This window comes from Mesorhizobium sp. ISC15 (assembly GCF_037162615.1).
In the GTDB taxonomy this organism is placed as follows: domain Bacteria; phylum Pseudomonadota; class Alphaproteobacteria; order Rhizobiales; family Rhizobiaceae; genus Mesorhizobium; species Mesorhizobium mediterraneum.
The window spans coordinates 1477005-1495326 of sequence record NZ_JAVSPX010000001.1 but is presented as its reverse complement, the minus strand read 5'-3'; the positions used below and the strand labels follow the sequence as shown (position 1 = coordinate 1495326).

Here is an 18322-nt window from a genome sequence, read left to right as displayed (position 1 = left end):
TCGCCAAGAGAAGCCAATTCCGTGCCAAACCTAGCCGCACACTTGCTTAAGCCGTGTAAACGGCCAGGCTGATTGAAAACCGCTCAAGCCGCCTCGGAAATGTCCGTGTCCAGGATGGTCAGATTGCGGCCGCGGTGCTTGGCCTGGTAAAGGCGCCGGTCGGCGGCACGCATCAGATCCGATACGGCGGCGCCCTCGCCGCAGGTGACGCCACCGATGCTGACGGTGAGGGGTATGATCCGCTCATCAACGGGACGGAAGCGGATCAGCTCGACTTCACGGCGAATGCGCTCGGCGACGCGTTTGGCTTCCTGCTCGGTGGCGCCGATCAGGAACGCGCCGAATTCCTCGCCGCCGATGCGGCCGATCACGTCTCCGCTGCGCACGCCGCGCTCGATCGCGCTTGCAATGAGGAGCAGCGCGTCGTCGCCGGTCAGATGGCCGTAGCTGTCGTTGATGATCTTGAAGTGGTCGGCATCGATGATCAGCAACGCACCGCGATCGGATTTCCGCCGGGAGGCGTCGAGCGCCGCAAAGAAGCTCTCGCGGTTGAGCATGCCGGTCATGTCGTCGCGGCTCGCCTTTTCCGACAGGCGCCGATGCGCGGCGGCGAGTTGGGCATGAGCGCGGGCGAGATCGCGATGGGCGCCTTTCAGCCTCTCGCCCTGCCAGAATGTATAAGCGCTAGCAATCCAGGCAAGCGCGAGCGGGCAGACCGTGCACGTCAGCCACATCGTGCGGTTGAACGGAAAGCCCATTGCCGGGACGACGATCAGCGTCAGCAAAAGCGAGACCGCGAGGGAGGCGAAAGCGACGGCGGCAGACTTCAGAAATATGCGGCTCATCGCTGGCTCCCCCTCGACCGTCTGTGTGCCAGCAAGCCCTGAATGCCACCTTTCTGCGATGCCTAAAATTTGAATCATGGCGTCATTTTCGCCACCCGAAACCCGCATAAGTTGTGGATAAAGCCTCTGCCAAAAGCAATGTTTCGTGCCATAAGGATTGCATGACCACACTCCCGGATCCCGCCCGCTTTGCCCATGTCACCGACTGGGTGTTCGACCTCGACAACACGCTCTATCCGCACCATTCGAACCTGTTCTCGCAGATCGACGTGAAGATGACCGCCTATGTCGGAGAGCTGCTGACGCTGCCGCGCGACGATGCCCGCAAGCTGCAGAAGGAACTCTATAGGGAATACGGCACGACGCTGAATGGCCTGATGGCGCGCCACGGCATCGATCCCGACGACTTTCTCGAGAAGGTCCACGACATCGACTATTCCTGGCTGGTTCCCGATCCCGTTCTCGGCACCGCCATCCGCCAACTTCCCGGCCGCAAGTTCATCTTCACCAATGGCGACCGCAGGCATGCCGAACGCACCGCGCGCCAACTCGGCATCCTCGACCATTTCGACGACATCTTCGATATCGTCGCCGCCGGGCTGAACCCCAAGCCGGCGCGCCGGACCTACGAGAAGTTTGCGGAACTCCACGCCGTCACCGGCCACAATGCGGTGATGTTCGAGGACCTGGCCCGCAACCTGTCCGTGCCGAAATCGCTGGGCATGACCACGGTGCTGGTCGTGCCGCGCAACTTCGAGCCGACCTTCTCGGAAATCTGGGAACGTGACCCGGCCAACGAGGACGATGTGGATTTCGTCACCGACGATCTTGCCGAATTCCTTACTGCGATCGTCGAAGTCGCAGCCTAGAGCACTTCATCGTTTCACGGAAACGCCGAACCGCTCTAAGTATTTGTTTTTACGCAATTCCGGACGGAAAACCGCTCCGCACTTTTCCTAGAATTGCTCTAGTGCATGTCGCCAAAAGCATGCCCTCGGGCTTGACCCGTGGGTCCGCAGCGAGGTCTCAGAGCTTGTAGAAACGGCTGATAATCCCCCAGGCCTCGTCGGCGGTGTCGACGAAATCGATGATGTCCTGGTCGCCGGGGGTGATCGTGCCTTGCTCGGCGAGGAAATCGAGGTCGATCGCCCTTTTCCAGAAAGCCTTGCCGAACAGGATCACCGGCACGCGCTCCATGCGGCCGGTCTGGATCAGGGTCAGCGTCTCGAAGAATTCGTCCATCGTGCCGAAGCCGCCCGGAAACACCGCGACAGCCTTGGCGCGCATGACGAAATGCATCTTGCGGACCGCGAAATAGTGGAAGTTGAAACAGAGCTCCGGCGTCACATAGGCATTCGGCGCCTGCTCGTGCGGCAACACGATGTTGAGGCCGATCGACGGTGCGCCGACATCGTCGGCGCCGCGGTTGCCGGCTTCCATGACGCCGGGTCCGCCGCCGGTCACCACGACGAATTCGCGATAATACGAGGTGGCCGACTGCTGCGAGCAGAGGCGGGCGAATTTTCGCGCTTCCTCATAATATTTGCTGTTTTTCTCAAGGTTCTTCTTCTGCGTCTCGTTCTTGGCCGCCCAGGCTTCTCCGCCCGGCTCGGGGATGCGCGCGCCACCGAATAGGATGACGGTCGAGCGGATGCCGCGCTCGGCCAGGATCATCTCCGGCTTCAACAGTTCGAGCTGTAGCCTGACCGCGCGCAGTTCGCGCCGTGTCATGAAGTCGGGATCGTTCCAGGCCAACCGGTAGGTTTCGGCGCGCGTCTGCGGCGTATCCGGCACGCTTTTCGAACGCTCCAGATCCTCGTCCGAATGCGGCAGCGGCGTCCACCCCGCCTTTTCCATAGGAGTCATGTTACCTACCGTCCAATTATTCACTTGCGCCGTCCCGTGGCGCAGCCGCGATTGACCCTCACCAAGCCTTCACATAGGGTCCGGCGACTTTCAAAACAGGTTAAGGCGCGGCCCCTTAACAGCTTGGTAATGGAGCGAATTCATGTCGAAGCCCGATCTGGCGAGTCTCGAAAAGATCATCGAAGAAGCCTTCGAGGAACGCGACACGATTTCGACGGCAACCCGTGGCGCGACGCGCGACGCCATCCAGTCGGCGCTCGACCTGCTCGACCGGGGTGTCGCCCGCGTTGCCGAGCGCCAGGCCGACGGCAAATGGCATGTCAACCAGTGGCTGAAGAAAGCGGTGCTGCTGTCCTTCCGGCTCAACCCGATGGAGATCATCAAGGGCGGCCCCGGCCAGGCCGTGTGGTGGGACAAGGTGCCGTCGAAATTCGACGGCTGGAGCGCCATCGATTTCGAGAAGGCAGGTTTTCGCGCCGTGCCGTCATCGATCGTGCGGCGCTCCGCCTATGTCGCGCCAGGTGCCGTGCTGATGCCGTCCTTCGTCAATGTCGGCGCCTATGTCGACAGCGGCACCATGGTCGACACCTGGGCCTCGGTCGGCTCCTGCGCCCAGATCGGCAAGAACGTGCATCTGTCGGGCGGCGTCGGCATCGGCGGCGTGCTGGAGCCGATGCAGGCCGGTCCCACCATCATCGAGGACAATTGCTTTATCGGCGCACGCTCCGAAGTGGTCGAAGGCTGCATCGTGCGCGAGGGCTCGGTGCTCGGCATGGGCGTCTTCATCGGCCAGTCGACCAAGATCGTCGACCGCGCCACCGGTGAGGTCTTCTACGGCGAAGTGCCGGCCAATTCCGTCGTCGTCGCCGGCTCGCTGCCCGGCAAGCCGTTGCCCAGCGGTGAGCCCGGTCCGAGCCTCTACTGCGCCGTCATCGTCAAGCGGGTCGATGCCAGGACCCGGTCCAAAACCTCGATCAATGAACTGCTTCGCGATTGATCCTTCGCAAAAAAACGGACGCACCCGATTGCTCGACAGACCTCGATTTTTCTGGCTTTTCTTCAGCCTTTCCGGGCGAGTGAACCCCAGCGCCTACGTTCTGGCCGGTCTTTTGCCGCTCCTCGTTCAGCTTTTTCTGCTCTACCAGTTCTCGCGAACGCCGCTCGGCACTGCCGCAAGCCAGTACTGGGCGCTCGCCTGGTGGATCGCTGTGGTCGTCTCGACATGGTCGACCTTTGCGCTAACGGCGAAGCGGTTCCATGATTTCGGCAAGCCTACCTACTACGCATTGATCTCTCTCGTCATCGGCGCCATTCTCCTTATCATTCTGGCCTTTTTCAAAAGTGATCCCGGACCCAACCGCTACGGCAAACATACCAATGCACCGGCCGAATCCTGAACGTCGATCGGGTCTCTCGCCATGCGCTACCGCACGCTTGATTCGAAACTGATCATCGAAACCGCCGAGCAACTGGAAAAACGCGTCGCCGACCGTTTTCCCGATGCAGGCTTGCGTGGCGTCGCCATTGAACTTGTGTCGCTGTCGCGTGATCTGGCCAAGGCGGCGAAGGCGCTGGAAGCGCCGATCTGGTGGCTGCGCGGCGTCATCATCGCCGCCATTGCCGCTGGCGCGCTGATGTTCCTGTTCGTCGGCACCATCCTGCCGCTCGGCCGTGTCTCGGCAAACCACGATGCCATCCAGTCGGTGCAGGGCATAGAATCCTCGATCAACGTGATCATCCTGACGGCGCTGGGCTTCCTGGCCTTGATCCGAACCGAGGAGCGTATCAAGCGCAAGCAGGTGTTTCGCAAGCTTCACGGCTTGCGATCGCTGATCCACGTCATCGACATGCATCAGCTGACCAAGGATCCGGCAGTGCTTTCAGCCGATTTCAAGCCGGCATCGCATTCACCGGCACGCATAACCGACCGTGCCGATCTCGCCCGCTATCTCGACTATTGCTCCGAAATGCTGTCGATCACCGGCAAAATCGCCGCGCTGTTCGCCCAGTCGGTCAACGACAATGTCGTCGTCGATGGCGTCAACGACATCGAGACTCTCGCCTCCAACCTGTCGCGGAAGATCTGGCAAAAGATCACGCTGATCGAAGGCCGGCACTGATCGCTTCCGGTGTCAGGCCGGGCGATCCATGATTTTCCTGCTCTGCCTTGCGAACCAGTGCCGTGACACGCTTTATCAGCGGCGCCGGCGTGCCCTCTCTGTCAGCCAGGCGCAGGATCGCACCTTGCAGCTCGTCGATCTCGGTCGGCCGGCCGCGCTGCAGATCGTCCCACATCGACGAGCGTGCCTCGGGATCGATCGCAAGCATGCGCCGCGCCAGGACCTTGAACAGCCCGTCGGGCAGACGGAGCAGTTTTGGCAGCAGCGCCGGGCGCAGGCCGGCGATCCGCGCCGGCTCGATGCTCGACGCCCGCATTGCCGCCAACGCCTCGTCGATCTGGCCGGCCAGGATCAGCCGCCAGCGGCGGTCGGCCAATTGCGTTGCCAGCGGCAGGCCGCAAAGCGCCACCAGCGCGTTGTTCAAGTTGAGCAGCAGCTTGCCCCACAGCACCGCGGTCATGTCGCCATGCGCGGCGACTGCGAACCCATCGACGTCGAGCAGTTCATCGAGGCCGGCGATCCCTTCTTCGATCATCACCTTGCCCTCGCTGGCGCGATGCACGCGAAGCGGCAATTCGCCATCCGGTGACTGGACCACGTTGAACGGCACCATGCCTGCGAGCACAGGTCGCCCAGTAAGCCTTGCCCGCAGCCTGTCGGCATTGTCGACGCCGTTCTGCAGGCTGACCACCACCGCGTCCGGGCGGGCGTGGCCGGCAATGAGCGCCGCCATGTATTCAGTAGCGCCGCTCTTGACCGTCACAAGAATAATTTCAGCACCGCGCAAGGCGGCCGCCGGATCGGCGGTGGCCGACAGCCCATCCGGCTTGATGGAGCGATCGCGGCCGTCAAGCTCGGTGGCCCGCAACCCGTCCTTCCGCAAGGCCTCTTCGATGCGCGGCCGCGCCAGCAGAATCACCCGTAGCCCGGCGAGCGCCAGGCAGCCGCCGGCATAGCAGCCGATGCTGCCGGCGCCGGCGATGACGATCCTTTTGTCCTCGTTGGCCATCCGATGATGCTGCCTTGGCCTGCGACTATACGACATGAAAACCATAATGTCGGCGGGATGGCTGGCCCTTATGTCTGGCCGTGACAGGCCTTGCGCTTTCGACTATCGCTTTTGCCCATGACGTTGCCTTCCGATCCCGCCAGAAATCTAGCCGCCCTTATCCGTTGTGCCTCGGTGACGCCCGCTGAAGGCGGAGCACTGAGCACGCTCGAAACAATGCTGAAGCCGCTCGGCTTTTCCGTCGAGCGCCCGGTGTTTTCGGAAGGCGGCACGCCCGATATCGAAAATCTCTATGCGCGGCGCTCCGGCAACGGTCGGCATCTGATGTTCGCTGGGCATACCGACGTGGTGCCGGTCGGCGACGAAGCTTCATGGACTCATCCGCCTTTCGCCGCCGAGATTGCCAAGGGCGAGATGTTCGGCCGCGGCGCCGTCGACATGAAGGGCGGCATCGCCTGTTTCATCGCCGCGGTGGCGCGCCATATCGAGTCGAAGGGCGGCTTGAAAGGCTCGGTCTCGCTGCTGATCACCGGCGATGAAGAAGGGCCGGCCATCAACGGCACGACAAAGCTGCTCGAATGGGCAGCCGCCAAGGGCGAGAAGTGGGATGCGTCTATCGTCGGCGAACCGACCAATCCAGACGCGCTGGGCGATATGATCAAGATCGGCCGGCGCGGTTCGCTGTCCGGCAGCATCATCGTCAACGGCCGGCAGGGCCACGCCGCTTATCCGCAGCTTGCCGACAACCCGGTGCGCGGCCTGATGACGCTGGTCGACGCCTTGCTGCACCCCGTCTTCGACGAGGGCACAAAGGATTTCCAGCCGACCAATCTGGAGGTGACCTCGATCGACGTCGGCAATCCGGTCACCAATGTCATTCCGGCGAAGGCGACCGCCACCTTCAACATCCGCTTCAACGACACATGGACCGCCGAGACCATCCAGGCGGAAATCCACAACCGTCTCGACAAGGCGGCGAAGCGCAAGAAATACCGGACCGGCAAGACGACGCCGGTCGATTACGAGCTCCTCTGGCGCGATCGGCCGAGCCACGTCTTCCTCACTCGCGACGACCGGCTGATCGAGACGCTCAGCGGCTCGGTCAAGGCAGTGATCGGCAGGAAGCCGGCGCTTTCCACCTCCGGCGGCACCTCAGACGCCCGCTTCATCAAGGACTATTGTCCGGTGGTCGAGTTCGGGCTGGTCGGCAAGACCATGCACATGGTCGATGAACGCGTCGCGCTTGCCGACCTCGAGACGCTGACGCAAATTTATCAGCGCTTCATCGAAGACTGGTTCGAGCGAGGCATATCGTAACCATGCTTTCGTCGGACGAAACCTATGCTTCCCTGACAGGCGCCTGGCGACTGATGCTCGGCAAGGCCGACGGGCTGCGCCTGCTCGACCTTTCGGCCGACGGTTTCTGGAATTCCTTCTTCGCCATCATCGTCGCGGCACCGGCGCTGATCGTCGGTTGGGTCGGCCTTGCCAACGAGATCGGCGATCCGGATGCATTCGCGGGGCGCTTCAGCATGCTGATCCGTCTGGCGACGGTCGACATTGGCGCCTGGGTACTGCCGCTTGTCGGCCTTGCCTTTATCGCGCCGCGTGCCGGCATTGGCGGGCGCTTCGTCCACTATGTCGTCGCCAGCAACTGGGCGTCGGCGATCATCGCCTGGATGATGCTGCCGTCGGCGTTGATCAGGCTTTTCCTGCCTTCCACCAACGAGTTCGCCGTACTGGCGTCGCTGCTTTTGTTTGCGCTGTCGATGGTCCTGACCTGGCGGATGACAAACATCGCCATCGGCAGGGGCGCAGCTGTCGGCACCGCCGTCTTCGCCGGCATGTTCGTGGCGTCGCTGGTCGTTCTGTTCGGCCTGCAGGCGCTGCTCGGCATCGGTGCGCCCGCTTAATCGACTTTCGGATAATCCACACCGACGAGAAAAAGTCCGTCGGGCGGCGCAACCTGGCCGCAGGCTGCACGGTCGCGCGCATCGAGCGCCGCCTTCAGGTCGGCAATTGTCCAGCCGCCTTCGCCGACGCGCTTCAGCGAGCCGACCATCGAGCGCACCTGATTGTGCAGGAACGAGCGCGCCGAGGCTCGCACTTCGATCACGTCACCCAGCCGACTGACATCCAGCCGATCAAGCGTCCGGATCGGGCTGTCGGCCTGGCATTGGGTCGAGCGGAACGTAGTGAAATCATGCCGCCCCAGCAGCACTTTTGCCGCCTCGTGCATGGCCTCGGCGTCGAGCCGCTTCGGCACCCACCAGATCTTGCCCTTGTCGAGCGCTGCCGGCGCGCGCCGGTTGACGATGCGATAGAGATAGTGGCGGCCGGTCGCCGAGAAACGCGCATCGAAGCTATCAGGCACGACAGCCGCCTTGAGGACGGCGATGCGCGTCTTGGCCGCTTGCAGATGGGCGTTGACCGCATCGCGCACCTTGTCATCGGGCCACGCCTTGACGAGATCGACATGCGCTACCTGGCCGGTCGCATGGACGCCGGCATCGGTGCGGCCGGCGCCGCGCAGCGAGACCTGCTCACCGCAGAATTTCTCGATCGCCTGCTCGATCGCCTGCTGCACCGAAGGCTGGTCTGCCTGGCGCTGCCAGCCGGCATAGAGGCTGCCGTCATATTCGATGTCGAGGCGAAAACGCGGCATTCCTAAAGCAGGATGAGGTTAGGCGGCGAGCGCGGAGCCGAAGGCCGAAGCGTAGACCAGCTTGCCGGTCTCAGGCGCCTCGCCCCAGGCCAGCGCCTGCAGCGCGTCGCCCTGATATTCGCTCTCGAATTTTTCGGCGCGTGCGTGGCTGTAGCCGAAGCGGCCATAATAGGCGGGATCGCCAAGCACCACCGCCAGCACCTCGCCGGCGTCCTTGAGACGGATATGCGCCTCGCGGACCAGCGCGCCGCCGATGCCGGTGCCATGGAATGACGGCTCGACGGCCAAAGGCGCCAGCGCCACCGCTGGAAAGCTCTTGCCACCATTCTGCACGAAAAGCCTGGAAAACAGGATGTGGCCGACCACCTGCCCATCTTCGTCCGCCACCAGCTCGACGACGGCATCGCCGCCGGTGACCAGCGCGTCGACCAGTCCGGCCTCCGCCTGCTGGCCGAATGCGTGTTCCTCGACGAGGCGGATCGCCTCGCGGTCCCGCGGCGTCGCCGCGCGTATCGACATCATGCTCATGAGAATTTCGTTCCTTTTTCGAGCTTGGCCCCGCGCAGAAACTCTTGCGCGGCAATGGGCCTTCCGCCCGCACGTTGAACTTCGACCAGCCTGATGGCGCCTGACCCGCAGGCGACCGTCAGGCGGTCATCGAGAATTCCTCCCGACTCGCCGGCGCCTTGCGAAAGCGTCGAGCGAAGCAGTTTCAGCCGTTCCAGGCGGCCGCCGATTTCGGTCTCGCACCATGCGCCGGGAAAGGGCGACAGGCCGCGAATATGATCGTGGACTTCGCCAGCAGGCCGCGTCCAGTCCACGCGCGTCTCCGCTTTATCGATCTTTTTGGCGTAGGTCACCCCCACCGTCGCCTGCGTGGTAAATGTCAGGGCATCCCGTTCCAGCCGTGCCAGCGCTTCCGCCATCAGCGCGGCACCAATGAGCATCAACCGATCGTGCAGGTCGCCGGCCGTCATATCGGGGCCGATGGTGCATTTTTCAATCATCGCCACCGGACCGGTGTCCAGACCTTCCTCCATCCGCATCACCATCATGCCTGTCTCGGCATCGCCGGCCATGACGGCGCGCTGGATGGGTGCGGCGCCGCGCCAGCGCGGCAACAGCGACGCGTGGCCATTGAGGCAACCGAGCCGCGGCGCCTCGAGGATGGGTTTGGGCAACAGCAATCCATAGGCGACGACCACGGCGACGTCGGCCCGCAAGGCGCGGAACGCCTGCTGCTCGGCCTCGCTCTTCAGCGACACCGGCGTCCGCACCTCGACGCCCAGCCGCTCCGCCTCGCGCTGCACCGGCGATGGCGTCAGTTCCAGCCCGCGGCGACCTGCGGCGCGCGGCGGCTGGGTGTAGACGGCTTCTATCTCATGCCCGGCCTCCGCGATCGCCCGCAGCGTCGGCACCGAGAATTCGGGCGTACCCATGAAAACGACGCGCAGGGGCATTTTTGAGCCCTATCCCACCAACTTGCCCGGCGCCTTGCTGCCTGATGGTTTGTCCCTGGCGAGCTTCTTGAACTTCTTGACCACCATGTCGCGCTTCAGCTTCGAGATGTGGTCGATGAACAGAACGCCGTTGAGATGATCTATCTCATGCTGCAGGCAGGTCGCCATCAGCCCTTCGGCCTCGATCTCCTGCAGCTTGCCGTCGCGATCGAGATATTTCACACGCACGGCGGCGGGGCGCTCGACCTCGGCATAGTAATCCGGGATCGACAGGCAACCCTCCTCGTAGACCGAGCGCTGATCGGCGCTGTCGAGAACCTCGGGGTTGATGAAGACATGCGGCGCCGGCGTCTCGTCTTCCTTGGCGAGGTCGATCACCAGCATGCGCAACGGTTCGCCGACCTGGATCGCCGCCAGGCCGATGCCCGGCGCATCGTACATGGTCTCCAGCATGTCGTCGGCGAGCTTGCGCAAGGCGCCGTCGACGCGCTCGATCGGTTTCGAAACCTGGCGCAGGACGGGATCGGGAAGAATGATGAGAGGCTTGATCGACATGGCGTCTCACCTAAGACGTCGCACGGAAAGCGTCAACCGGGGCAATTGAAGCGCCGTTCACGTTTTGATCTGTGCCGTCAGGGAGAATCATCTATGCTGTCCATATGAACGACCTGACATCAATCCTGTCCGAACCAATCGCCCGGCTCGGCGCCACCACGATCACGCTCGGCCACGCATTGGCATTCGGCGCGATCCTGTTTCTGGGCCTGTTCGTGGCGCTGGTCGTCGCGCTGTGGCGGTCGGCCAAGGCGCGTGCAGTGGCGGCTGCGGAAGCCGCCGACCACGCCCGCGACGCCGAGGCGCGGATGGCCGGCATCCTGCAAAGCCAGGCCGAGATGCAGGGCCGCATGGGCGCCATCGCCGAAGTGTTCGGGGCGCGGCAGGCCGAACTCACACAGTCGATCGGCCAACGCCTCGACGCGATGACCGGCCGCCTCGGCCAGACCATGACCGAGCAGACGAAATCGACGCATGAGAGCCTTGCCAAGCTGCAGGAACGGCTGGCGGTCATCGATATCGCGCAGGGCAACATCCAGTCGCTCGCCGGCCAGGTCGTTCAGCTCCAGGCGATCCTCTCCAACAAGCAGACGCGCGGCGCCTTCGGCCAGTCGCGCATGGAGGCGATCGTCGCCGACGGCCTGCCGCACGGGGCCTACGAATTCCAGGCGACCTTGTCGAACGGCAGCCGGCCCGACTGCCTGGTGAAGATGCCGAACGGCGCGCCGGCGCTTGCCATAGACGCCAAGTTTCCGCTGGAAGCCTGGAACGCCATCCGTGCCGCCGAAGGCGTCGATTTGCAGAAGGTCGCCGCACAAGCGTTTCGACGCGACATCGAGGTGCATGTCCGCGATATATCAGAAAAATACCTGATCCAGGGCGAGACGCAGGACACCGCTTTCATGTTCGTGCCGTCGGAATCGGTGTTTGCCGAGATCCACGAGAATTTCGAGGGGATTGTCCACAAGGCGCACCGCGCCCGCATCGTCATCGTCTCGCCGTCGCTGCTGATGTTGTCGATCCAGGTCATCCAGGCGATCCTCAAGGACGCCCGCATGCGCGAGCAGGCGCATCTGATTCAGGGCGAGGTGATCCGGCTGATGGAGGATGTCTCGCGCCTCGACGAGCGGGTGCGCAAATTGCAGAGCCATTTCGGCCAGTCGGCCAAGGATATCGACGATATCCTCGTCTCGACGTCGAAGGTGACCAAGCGCGGCCAGAAGATCGAGGCGCTGGAGTTCGGCGCGCAGCCGACGGAGGGCGACGCCGGATCGGCCGAGACCACACACGGCGCGAAGGTCGAAGCGGGTGCGCGCGTCGCCGACTCCAAGACCGGTCAGCTGAGACTTAGGGTCGTCGAAGGCGACGACTGAGAGGCTACTGCTCCTCGACGATCGTCGTGCCTTCGAAGTCCGGCAGCCAGTGTAGCGCCGAGCGATGCCACAACTGCCGTCTCGGCACCAGTTCATCGCGCTGACGCGCCGTGCCTACCCTGATGCCGTAGACTTTCGGTCCGTCACCGACCGACGTGGCATAGAGATGCGAACCGCACTCGCCGCAAAAAGCCTGGGCGCGCCTGGCGCCGCTCGACCCGGTCTTGATGTAGATCTTCGGCGTGCCCCTGGTGATCCGGTAATGATCCTCCGACGCCGGCACGGTCACCCGAAACGCCGTTCCAGTCAGTTGCTGGCAATCGATGCAGTGGCAGATATTGGTCTTTTCCGGATCGACTTCGGCCTCGTAGGTGATGGCCCCGCAATGGCACCCGCCGTCGATTTTCATCTTCATTCCTCCCAAAATCCGTTCGGCAATGCTTGAGCGACGTGCGCCCGTTTGGACACATAGTATGGTGTAATGCTTTGAACCTACACATCATGCTTTCCGAAATCGACTCCGACATTCGAGTTGATGCGGCAGCGCGGCAGGCGAACCTTGCAACGGCAGGCCTCTAGTCCGGCGCTTGTCCCGACGCGGCCTCTATGGCCTTGAGCCGGCGGGCTCAGGTTCCGCGGACGAACAGTCGCGTGACCTCGGGCATCTCGGTCTTCAGCCTGCCTCGATGCGTTCGACGCAGGTCTCGATCTCGGGCGCCGACAAATGGTCCTCGTTGGCAACCGGCTCGGGCGCCATCGGTCGGACTTTGAGCATTCCTTCTCCAAGCGTGAGAACAGTCCGCAGTTGGCCGGGCGCGCCAGTATGCGAAATCCGCTGTGAAGGTGGGGGCTTAGCCACAACCGCTCAAGGTCGGTCCGTCGTTGCAGGGCTGGCGTGTTTTCATCGAGCCAAGACTGACGCTAGGTACCGTGCCGGGAATGAGATATAGTTCAGATACTAGTGACTGCCGGGCGCTGGCACAATGGCTGGACTGGGTGAACAGATTGCGCGTCAGCAGCGCACCATGGGACCGCTCCTGGTGGCGGCAGTGGTCATCGGCCTTATCGGTCTGCCCGTCGCCGCCTGGCTCGATCTCCGAGACCTATCGGAACGGATGCTGCGCACGCAAGCCAGCGAAATCAGCCGGATCATCGACGAAATGCGCGGATTCTACGGCAGCGAAGTCGTGGGACGCGTGCTGCAAGCAGACGACGCCGTGACCGCGACGCACAACTACCGGGATGTGCCAGGCGCGATCCCTATTCCAGCAACCCTCTCGATCGAACTCGGCAAGCGCATCAGCGCTCACGACGGTTCCGTGAAATATCGGTTCGTCTCGGATCTACCTTTCAAAGGTCGCGACCCCCACCAGCTCGATGTATTCGAGCGGAATGCAATCTTTGCTTTGCGCGCCAACCCGAGGGAGCCGATCATCGAAGTCTCGGGTTCGCTGTTTGACCGACACGTCCGCGCCGCGGCCCCGGTTGTAATGGGACAAGTCTGCGTGACCTGCCATAACTCCCACCCGGACAGCCCCAAGACGGACTGGAAAGTAGGGGATGTCCGAGGGATCCAGGAGATATCAGTCAATCAGCCCATCGCTGCGAACGTCCTCGCTTTCAAGTATCTGCTCCTATATTTCGGCTTCGCGGCGGCGGCGGGCCTGGCGTTCATTCTCCTGCAGCGTCGGCAGTCCGCCTTGGTTCAGGGCATCAATAAAGAGCTTTCCGAGGCAAACGACTTCCTGGCCGCGATCTCATTGAAGATCGCCAAATACCTCTCGCCTCAAATTTACAAAAGCATCTTCAGCGGCCAGAAGGACGTCACCATCGCGACCGAGCGCAAGAAGCTCACGATCTTTTTCTCCGACGTCAAGGATTTCACCGCGATCGTGGAACGGCTCCAGCCCGAGGACCTGACGGTTCTCCTCAACGAGTACTTCACCGAGATGTCGACGATCGCGCTCAAACACGGCGCCACCGTCGACAAGTTCATCGGCGACGCGCTTCTTGTGTTCTTCGGAGACCCCGAGACGCAAGGCATCGAGGAAGACGCGAGAGCCTGCTTGCGCATGGCTGTCGACATGCAGCGTCGGCTGGAGCAGTTGAACAGGGTGTGGCGTGACCGCGGAGTTGAACGGCCCTTCCGAGCTCGCATGGGCATCAACACGGGCTATTGCAATGTTGGGAACTTCGGTTCCGATGATCGGATGGACTACACGATCATCGGAGCCGAAGCGAACTTGGCGGCCCGTCTGCAGTCGATTGCCGAGCCCGGCGGCATCTGCCTCAGCTATGAAACTTACGCGCTCGTCCGCGACCTTGTCCGGGCGCGTCCGTTAGCACCGATTGCCATGAAGGGGATCAGCCGGGAGGTTGTCCCCTATGAAGTCGAGGGCCTCCTGGGTGAACTGGCCCAGCGCCCTCAGGTCATCAGCGAGCACGCGACTGGCCTCGACTTGTTCCTCGATGTTGAGGCAATCGACGAGAACGGGGTCGAGCGGGCGAAGAAACGACTTTCGGAGGCGCTCCTGGCCTTAACCATCCGAAGCAAGCCCGCCGCTTTTTAGGTTCTCTAGAAGCTGTCCCACTGTCAGGGCACCTCTATGCCCAGCATCATCTCGCCGAGTGCTGCTCCTCCAAACTCAAGCTGTTCCGCTGGGTCGCAACCCGCTCGAGAAAACCGCCCGCAATTACCGCCGTTGTCACTCTCGCGGCTATTGTCTTGTGGTTGCGGTAACTGTCCACACGGCCTAGTCGACGATCTCTTCCGTCCAGACCTTGAAACCGGCCAGCGTGCCCGGCCCGAAAATATGGGTCAGCGGCACATCGGCTGCGTCGCGGCCGGAGGCGATCAGGATGCGACCTATGCGCGGCGCATTGTTGCGCGGATCGAAGGCATGCCAGCGACCGCCGAGATAGACCTCCATCCAGGCAGCGAAATCCATATCCGACCACGGTTTCGGCAGGCCGATGTCGCTGATGTAGCCGGTGCAGTAGCGCGTCGGGATGTTCAGGGCGCGGCAGAAGGCGACGGCGAGATGGGCAAAATCGCGGCAGACGCCGCTTTGCTCACGATAGGCCTCGGCTGCCGTGCGCGTCGGCCGCGCATTGCCGTAATTGAAGATGATGTGGTTGTGGACGAAGTCGCAGACCGCCTGAACCCGTGGAATGCCAAGCGGTGTGTGGCCGAACAGCCGCCATGCCTCGCTCGCCAGCACGTCGCTCTCGCAATAGCGGCTGGGCAGCAGGAACAGCAATGTTTCCGACGGCAGGTCGCGCACCTCGTGCTGCCACGCCACCAGCTCGCCCAACTCGAAGGTTCCCGGGTCGCGGATCACGGCGTCCGTGCCGAAGGTGAAGCGACCGGGCGGGGCGACAAGACGGTTGCACCAATTGCCGAAACTGTCGCGGTAGCTCTCGATCGGCACCGGTGGGTTCGAGGTCAGGAAATCCGGTCGCTCGAGATCGGACGCCCGGGAATAGTGGACGTTGAGCATCGCGATCAGCGGCGCTTCCTGCGGAAAGTCGAAGCTCATCTCGCAGCCGATGTGGATTCGCATTGTCGTCCTGACCGGCCTGCCGGATCAACACCCGGCGAAGGCACGGGCTGTTGCTGCAGTGCAAAAAGATCATCGCACGGACCAACGCGGTTTACGAGCGAATTAGAAACCGCTTGACGGCCGCCGGCCGGCACAGGCGCCAGATTATGCCTCTTGCGGTCGGGCGTTTCTCTTGGTTCATTTCGCTTGCCACAATCGGAGGACGAATCATGGCTAAAGGTGCGATGAAGGCGGGCAAAGAAGCCCGCAAGCCGAAGAAGGACGCGAAGAAACCCGCCGCTGCCCCGACCCTGAAGGCGCCGCCCGTCAAGGCGACCAAACTCAAGGACAGGTAAGTCTCGGCGTTTCGGCGCAAGGCCATGACCGGCGGCATTTCAGGACCAATCGACAGTCAGCGATTGGTCCTGAAATGCCGCCGGCGCTGCTGTTGATTGGGCACCCGAAATTTCTATATCAATGCAGCGAAGACGACTTCGCGCTTTCCGAAAAGACCGGGACGACCCGCAATTCAATGGAGCGTTCCGATGTCGTGGATTCTTCTCTTCTTCGCTGGCCTGTTCGAGATCGGCTGGGCGATCGGCCTCAAATACACCGATGGGTTTTCGAAACCGCTGCCGACGGTCCTGACGGTTGTCTCGATGGTCGTCAGTCTCGCCTTGCTCGGACTGGCGCTGAAGACGCTGCCGGTCGGCACGGCCTATGCGGTGTGGACCGGCATCGGCACAGTCGGCACGGCGCTGCTTGGCATCTGGCTGCTCGGCGAGCCTGCGACGGCGATCAGGCTGGCCTGCATCGCGCTCATCGTCTGCGGCATCATGGGGCTGAAGCTCGCGGCCTAGTTTGGCTGCAAGATTGCAACACAAACGCCTTCAGGGCCGCTGCAAGGCGGCCCTGAATTTGCTTGGTGAAATCGCGCTGTAGGAGCGCTAGCGAGCCGAAAAGCCCGGGGGCGTCCTGCCGGTGCGCTGCTTGCGCGCCGCATAGCGCGCGTCGCGCTTAGCCTTGCGCTCGGCCTCGTCGGCGAGCAAACGAGCGATGCGCTCGTTCTCTTCGGCTTCCCGGATCTTCGCTTCCGCCTGCGCCGCTTCTTCGGCAGCGATACGCGCTGCTTCGGCAGCCGCTTCGCGCTCGGCCTTCTCGGCCGCTTCGCGCGCCAGCTTTTCCTGCTTCAGCCTGGCCTTTTCGGCCTCGCGTATCGCACGAGCTTCGAGGATTGCCTTGCGTTCGGCCTGTCGTGCCAGCACTGCTGGATCGTCTGCTGCCGGCTTTGCCTTGAAGCGCTCGAGAAGCGCCTTCTTTGCCTCGTTTGCGGCATTGCGCCGCTCGAAAACGTCTTTTTCCCTATAGATAGCCAAGTCCACTTCCCTGGAGTCAATTTGCGAGGCTTACATACGCGTGAAAACCCAGAGTTCAAGCGCCAAAACGGTATGCCAGCCATGAAATTCTGAGCTGTTGCAGTCGGGAGACGCCTTTTCGGCTGAATTCGGCTGAAACGGACATGCACTGTTCACCATCCGCCCCTCTGGCGGCGCGGCGGACTGGTCGCTACCTGTAGCGCGAAAAATAAACGCCAGGATGACACATGATGGAACTCGGTCTCTATACCTTCGCCGACGTCAGCCCGGAACCGGGCCCCGGCGCCATCGGCGCGCATGAGCGGCTGCGCAACCTAGTCGAGGAGATCGAGCTGGCCGACCAGGTCGGCCTCGACGTGTTTGGGCTGGGCGAGCATCACCGTCCCGACTATGCGGCTTCAGCGCCAGTCGTGGCCCTGGCCGCGGCCGCCGAACGCACCAGGCGCATAAAGCTGACCAGCGCGGTCACCGTGCTTTCCTCCGATGATCCTGTCCGCGTCTTCCAGCAGTTTGCGACGCTCGACCTTCTCTCCAGCGGCCGGGCTGAGATCATGGCCGGGCGCGGCTCGTTCATCGAATCCTTCCCGCTGTTCGGCTACAATCTCGAAGACTATGACGAGCTCTTTGCCGAAAAGCTCGACCTGCTGCTTGCCATCCGCGATCATGTCAAGGTGACCTGGTCGGGCAGGCTGCGCGCTCCGATCAACGATCGTGGCGTCTATCCCCGCCCCTTCCAGGACAGATTGCCGATCTGGATCGCGATTGGCGGCACGCCGCAATCGGCCGCGCGGGCCGGTGCGCTCGGCCTGCCGCTGGCGCTGGCCATCATCGGCGGTGAGCCGGCACGGTTCGCGCCGTTGTTCGACATTTACAGGGAGGCGGCCAAACGGGCCGGCAACGATCCGGCTGATCTCGCCACCAGCCTCAACGTCCACGGCTTCATCGCTGAGACCACCGATCAAGCGGCCGACGATTTTTATGGGCCACAGGCCGAGGTGATGAACCGCATCGGCCGCGAGCGTGGCTGGGGTCCAACGTCAAGGGCGCATTTCGACCAGTCGCGTGGCCCGAACGGCGCACTGTTCGTCGGCAATCCCGAACAGGTGGCCGAAAAGATCGTTGCCCAGCACAGGATCTTCGGCAACGACCGCTTCCTGCTGCAAATGGCGATCGGCACCATGCCGCACGCCAAGATCATGAAGGCGATCGAGCTCTACGGCACCAAGGTCGCGCCGATCGTGCGCAAGGAAACGGCGAAGACCATCCCTGCCGTGGCCGCGCCGGCCGCCTGATTCATCGGCCCTGATTCACTGGCAAGGGCGCAGTACGGCCTTGCCATCAACGCCGGCTAACGCATCGGCCCGAAAATCGGAATCGATTTTCGGAAAGCACGATGCGTAGATTCAAAGTGTTAGAGCGTGCTTTGTGCGTCCAAGTGGACGCACGTCGCTCTAACGGAACTTTGAAGCCGCAAAGGCGTTTCCGCCAACAGCGTACACCAATCGTGGCGT

Annotated in this window: 21 protein-coding genes and 1 pseudogene; 12 read left to right on the top strand and 10 right to left on the bottom strand. The window is 62.7% G+C overall.

What is annotated here, in order from left to right:
* Positions 1-83 precede the first annotated feature (83 nt).
* Complete coding sequence (locus tag RPG13_RS07455; protein WP_095485073.1) at positions 84-845, bottom strand: GGDEF domain-containing protein; 762 nt, start codon at positions 843-845, stop codon at positions 84-86.
* Between the two features lie 161 nt (positions 846-1006).
* On the opposite strand from RPG13_RS07455, the gene RPG13_RS07450 reads away from it, so the two are divergent.
* Entirely contained in the window at positions 1007-1714 is a 708-nt protein-coding gene (locus RPG13_RS07450) for a pyrimidine 5'-nucleotidase (RefSeq protein WP_126104056.1), read from the top strand.
* 157 nt (positions 1715-1871) lie between these two features.
* Here RPG13_RS07450 and RPG13_RS07445 read toward each other — a convergent pair whose 3' ends face one another.
* Positions 1872-2711, bottom strand: a complete 840-nt coding sequence (locus RPG13_RS07445; protein ID WP_095484549.1) for an LOG family protein — start codon at positions 2709-2711, stop codon at positions 1872-1874.
* A gap of 142 nt (positions 2712-2853) precedes the next feature.
* On the opposite strand from RPG13_RS07445, the gene dapD reads away from it, so the two are divergent.
* From dapD to RPG13_RS07430, 3 genes are read left to right on the top strand one after another with little or no spacing between them, the layout of a single operon-like run.
* The gene (dapD, locus tag RPG13_RS07440) at positions 2854-3708 is read left to right on the top strand and encodes a 2,3,4,5-tetrahydropyridine-2,6-dicarboxylate N-succinyltransferase (protein WP_126104057.1); all 855 of its coding nucleotides are present in this window, start codon (positions 2854-2856) and stop codon (positions 3706-3708) included.
* Between the two features lie 28 nt (positions 3709-3736).
* A complete protein-coding gene (locus RPG13_RS07435) occupies positions 3737-4108 on the top strand; it encodes a DUF805 domain-containing protein (protein WP_158302538.1) in 372 nt (123 codons plus the stop codon).
* A gap of 21 nt (positions 4109-4129) precedes the next feature.
* A complete protein-coding gene (locus RPG13_RS07430) occupies positions 4130-4831 on the top strand; it encodes a hypothetical protein (RefSeq protein WP_095484552.1) in 702 nt (233 codons plus the stop codon).
* On the opposite strand, the gene RPG13_RS07425 is transcribed toward RPG13_RS07430, so the two are convergent.
* The gene (locus tag RPG13_RS07425; protein ID WP_337124766.1) at positions 4806-5840 is read right to left on the bottom strand and encodes a 2-dehydropantoate 2-reductase; all 1035 of its coding nucleotides are present in this window, start codon (positions 5838-5840) and stop codon (positions 4806-4808) included. The genes RPG13_RS07430 and RPG13_RS07425 overlap by 26 nt on opposite strands.
* Before the next feature lie 117 nt (positions 5841-5957).
* Here RPG13_RS07425 and dapE point away from each other — a divergent pair, with 117 nt between their 5' ends.
* A complete protein-coding gene (gene dapE / locus RPG13_RS07420) occupies positions 5958-7157 on the top strand; it encodes a succinyl-diaminopimelate desuccinylase (RefSeq protein ID WP_337124765.1) in 1200 nt (399 codons plus the stop codon).
* 2 nt (positions 7158-7159) lie between these two features.
* Positions 7160-7753, top strand: a complete 594-nt coding sequence (locus RPG13_RS07415; RefSeq protein WP_126104061.1) for a transporter — start codon at positions 7160-7162, stop codon at positions 7751-7753.
* Here the strand turns inward: RPG13_RS07415 and truA are convergent.
* The 4 genes from truA to def are packed head-to-tail and all read right to left on the bottom strand — an operon-like array spanning position 7750 to position 10520.
* Positions 7750-8505 (bottom strand): tRNA pseudouridine(38-40) synthase TruA, encoded by a 756-nt coding sequence (gene truA, locus RPG13_RS07410; protein ID WP_292504622.1) that lies wholly within the window; start codon positions 8503-8505, stop codon positions 7750-7752. The two genes, RPG13_RS07415 and truA, sit on opposite strands and share 4 nt — an antisense overlap.
* 18 nt (positions 8506-8523) lie before the next feature.
* Entirely contained in the window at positions 8524-9033 is a 510-nt protein-coding gene (locus RPG13_RS07405; RefSeq protein ID WP_095484556.1) for a GNAT family N-acetyltransferase, read from the bottom strand.
* Positions 9030-9965, bottom strand: coding sequence for a methionyl-tRNA formyltransferase (gene fmt / locus RPG13_RS07400; RefSeq protein WP_337124764.1), 936 nt, complete (start codon positions 9963-9965; stop codon positions 9030-9032). Before fmt ends, RPG13_RS07405 begins: the two co-directional genes overlap by 4 nt.
* Before the next feature lie 9 nt (positions 9966-9974).
* Positions 9975-10520, bottom strand: a complete 546-nt coding sequence (def, locus tag RPG13_RS07395; RefSeq protein WP_077374507.1) for a peptide deformylase — start codon at positions 10518-10520, stop codon at positions 9975-9977.
* A gap of 104 nt (positions 10521-10624) precedes the next feature.
* On the opposite strand from def, the gene RPG13_RS07390 reads away from it, so the two are divergent.
* Positions 10625-11893 (top strand): DNA recombination protein RmuC, encoded by a 1269-nt coding sequence (locus RPG13_RS07390; RefSeq protein ID WP_128286507.1) that lies wholly within the window; start codon positions 10625-10627, stop codon positions 11891-11893.
* A gap of 4 nt (positions 11894-11897) precedes the next feature.
* On the opposite strand, the gene RPG13_RS07385 is transcribed toward RPG13_RS07390, so the two are convergent.
* Complete coding sequence (locus tag RPG13_RS07385) at positions 11898-12302, bottom strand: GFA family protein (RefSeq protein ID WP_095485074.1); 405 nt, start codon at positions 12300-12302, stop codon at positions 11898-11900.
* A 574-nt stretch (positions 12303-12876) separates the two neighbouring features.
* Here RPG13_RS07385 and RPG13_RS07380 point away from each other — a divergent pair.
* Together RPG13_RS07380 and RPG13_RS07375 are read left to right on the top strand one after the other, a co-directional pair.
* Positions 12877-14463, top strand: coding sequence for an adenylate/guanylate cyclase domain-containing protein (locus RPG13_RS07380; protein ID WP_292504630.1), 1587 nt, complete (start codon positions 12877-12879; stop codon positions 14461-14463).
* 17 nt (positions 14464-14480) lie between these two features.
* Positions 14481-14633: pseudogene (locus tag RPG13_RS07375) on the top strand (IS5/IS1182 family transposase); the annotation flags it as partial.
* A 13-nt stretch (positions 14634-14646) separates the two neighbouring features.
* On the opposite strand, the gene RPG13_RS07370 reads toward RPG13_RS07375, so the two are convergent.
* Positions 14647-15456, bottom strand: a complete 810-nt coding sequence (locus RPG13_RS07370) for a transglutaminase-like domain-containing protein (protein ID WP_292504633.1) — start codon at positions 15454-15456, stop codon at positions 14647-14649.
* A gap of 209 nt (positions 15457-15665) precedes the next feature.
* Here RPG13_RS07370 and RPG13_RS07365 point away from each other — a divergent pair, with 209 nt between their 5' ends.
* Positions 15666-15791 carry a hypothetical protein gene (locus tag RPG13_RS07365; protein ID WP_082982715.1) on the top strand — a complete coding sequence of 42 codons (126 nt, stop codon included), beginning with the start codon at positions 15666-15668 and terminating at the stop codon, positions 15789-15791.
* Positions 15792-15980: 189 nt separating this feature from the next.
* Complete coding sequence (gene sugE / locus RPG13_RS07360; protein WP_095484562.1) at positions 15981-16295, top strand: quaternary ammonium compound efflux SMR transporter SugE; 315 nt, start codon at positions 15981-15983, stop codon at positions 16293-16295.
* 87 nt (positions 16296-16382) lie between these two features.
* Here sugE and RPG13_RS07355 read toward each other — a convergent pair whose 3' ends face one another.
* Positions 16383-16811, bottom strand: coding sequence for a DUF6481 family protein (locus RPG13_RS07355; RefSeq protein ID WP_023801556.1), 429 nt, complete (start codon positions 16809-16811; stop codon positions 16383-16385).
* Between the two features lie 230 nt (positions 16812-17041).
* Here RPG13_RS07355 and RPG13_RS07350 point away from each other — a divergent pair, with 230 nt between their 5' ends.
* Entirely contained in the window at positions 17042-18103 is a 1062-nt protein-coding gene (locus RPG13_RS07350; protein ID WP_128286539.1) for an LLM class flavin-dependent oxidoreductase, read from the top strand.
* Positions 18104-18322: the final 219 nt, after the last annotated feature.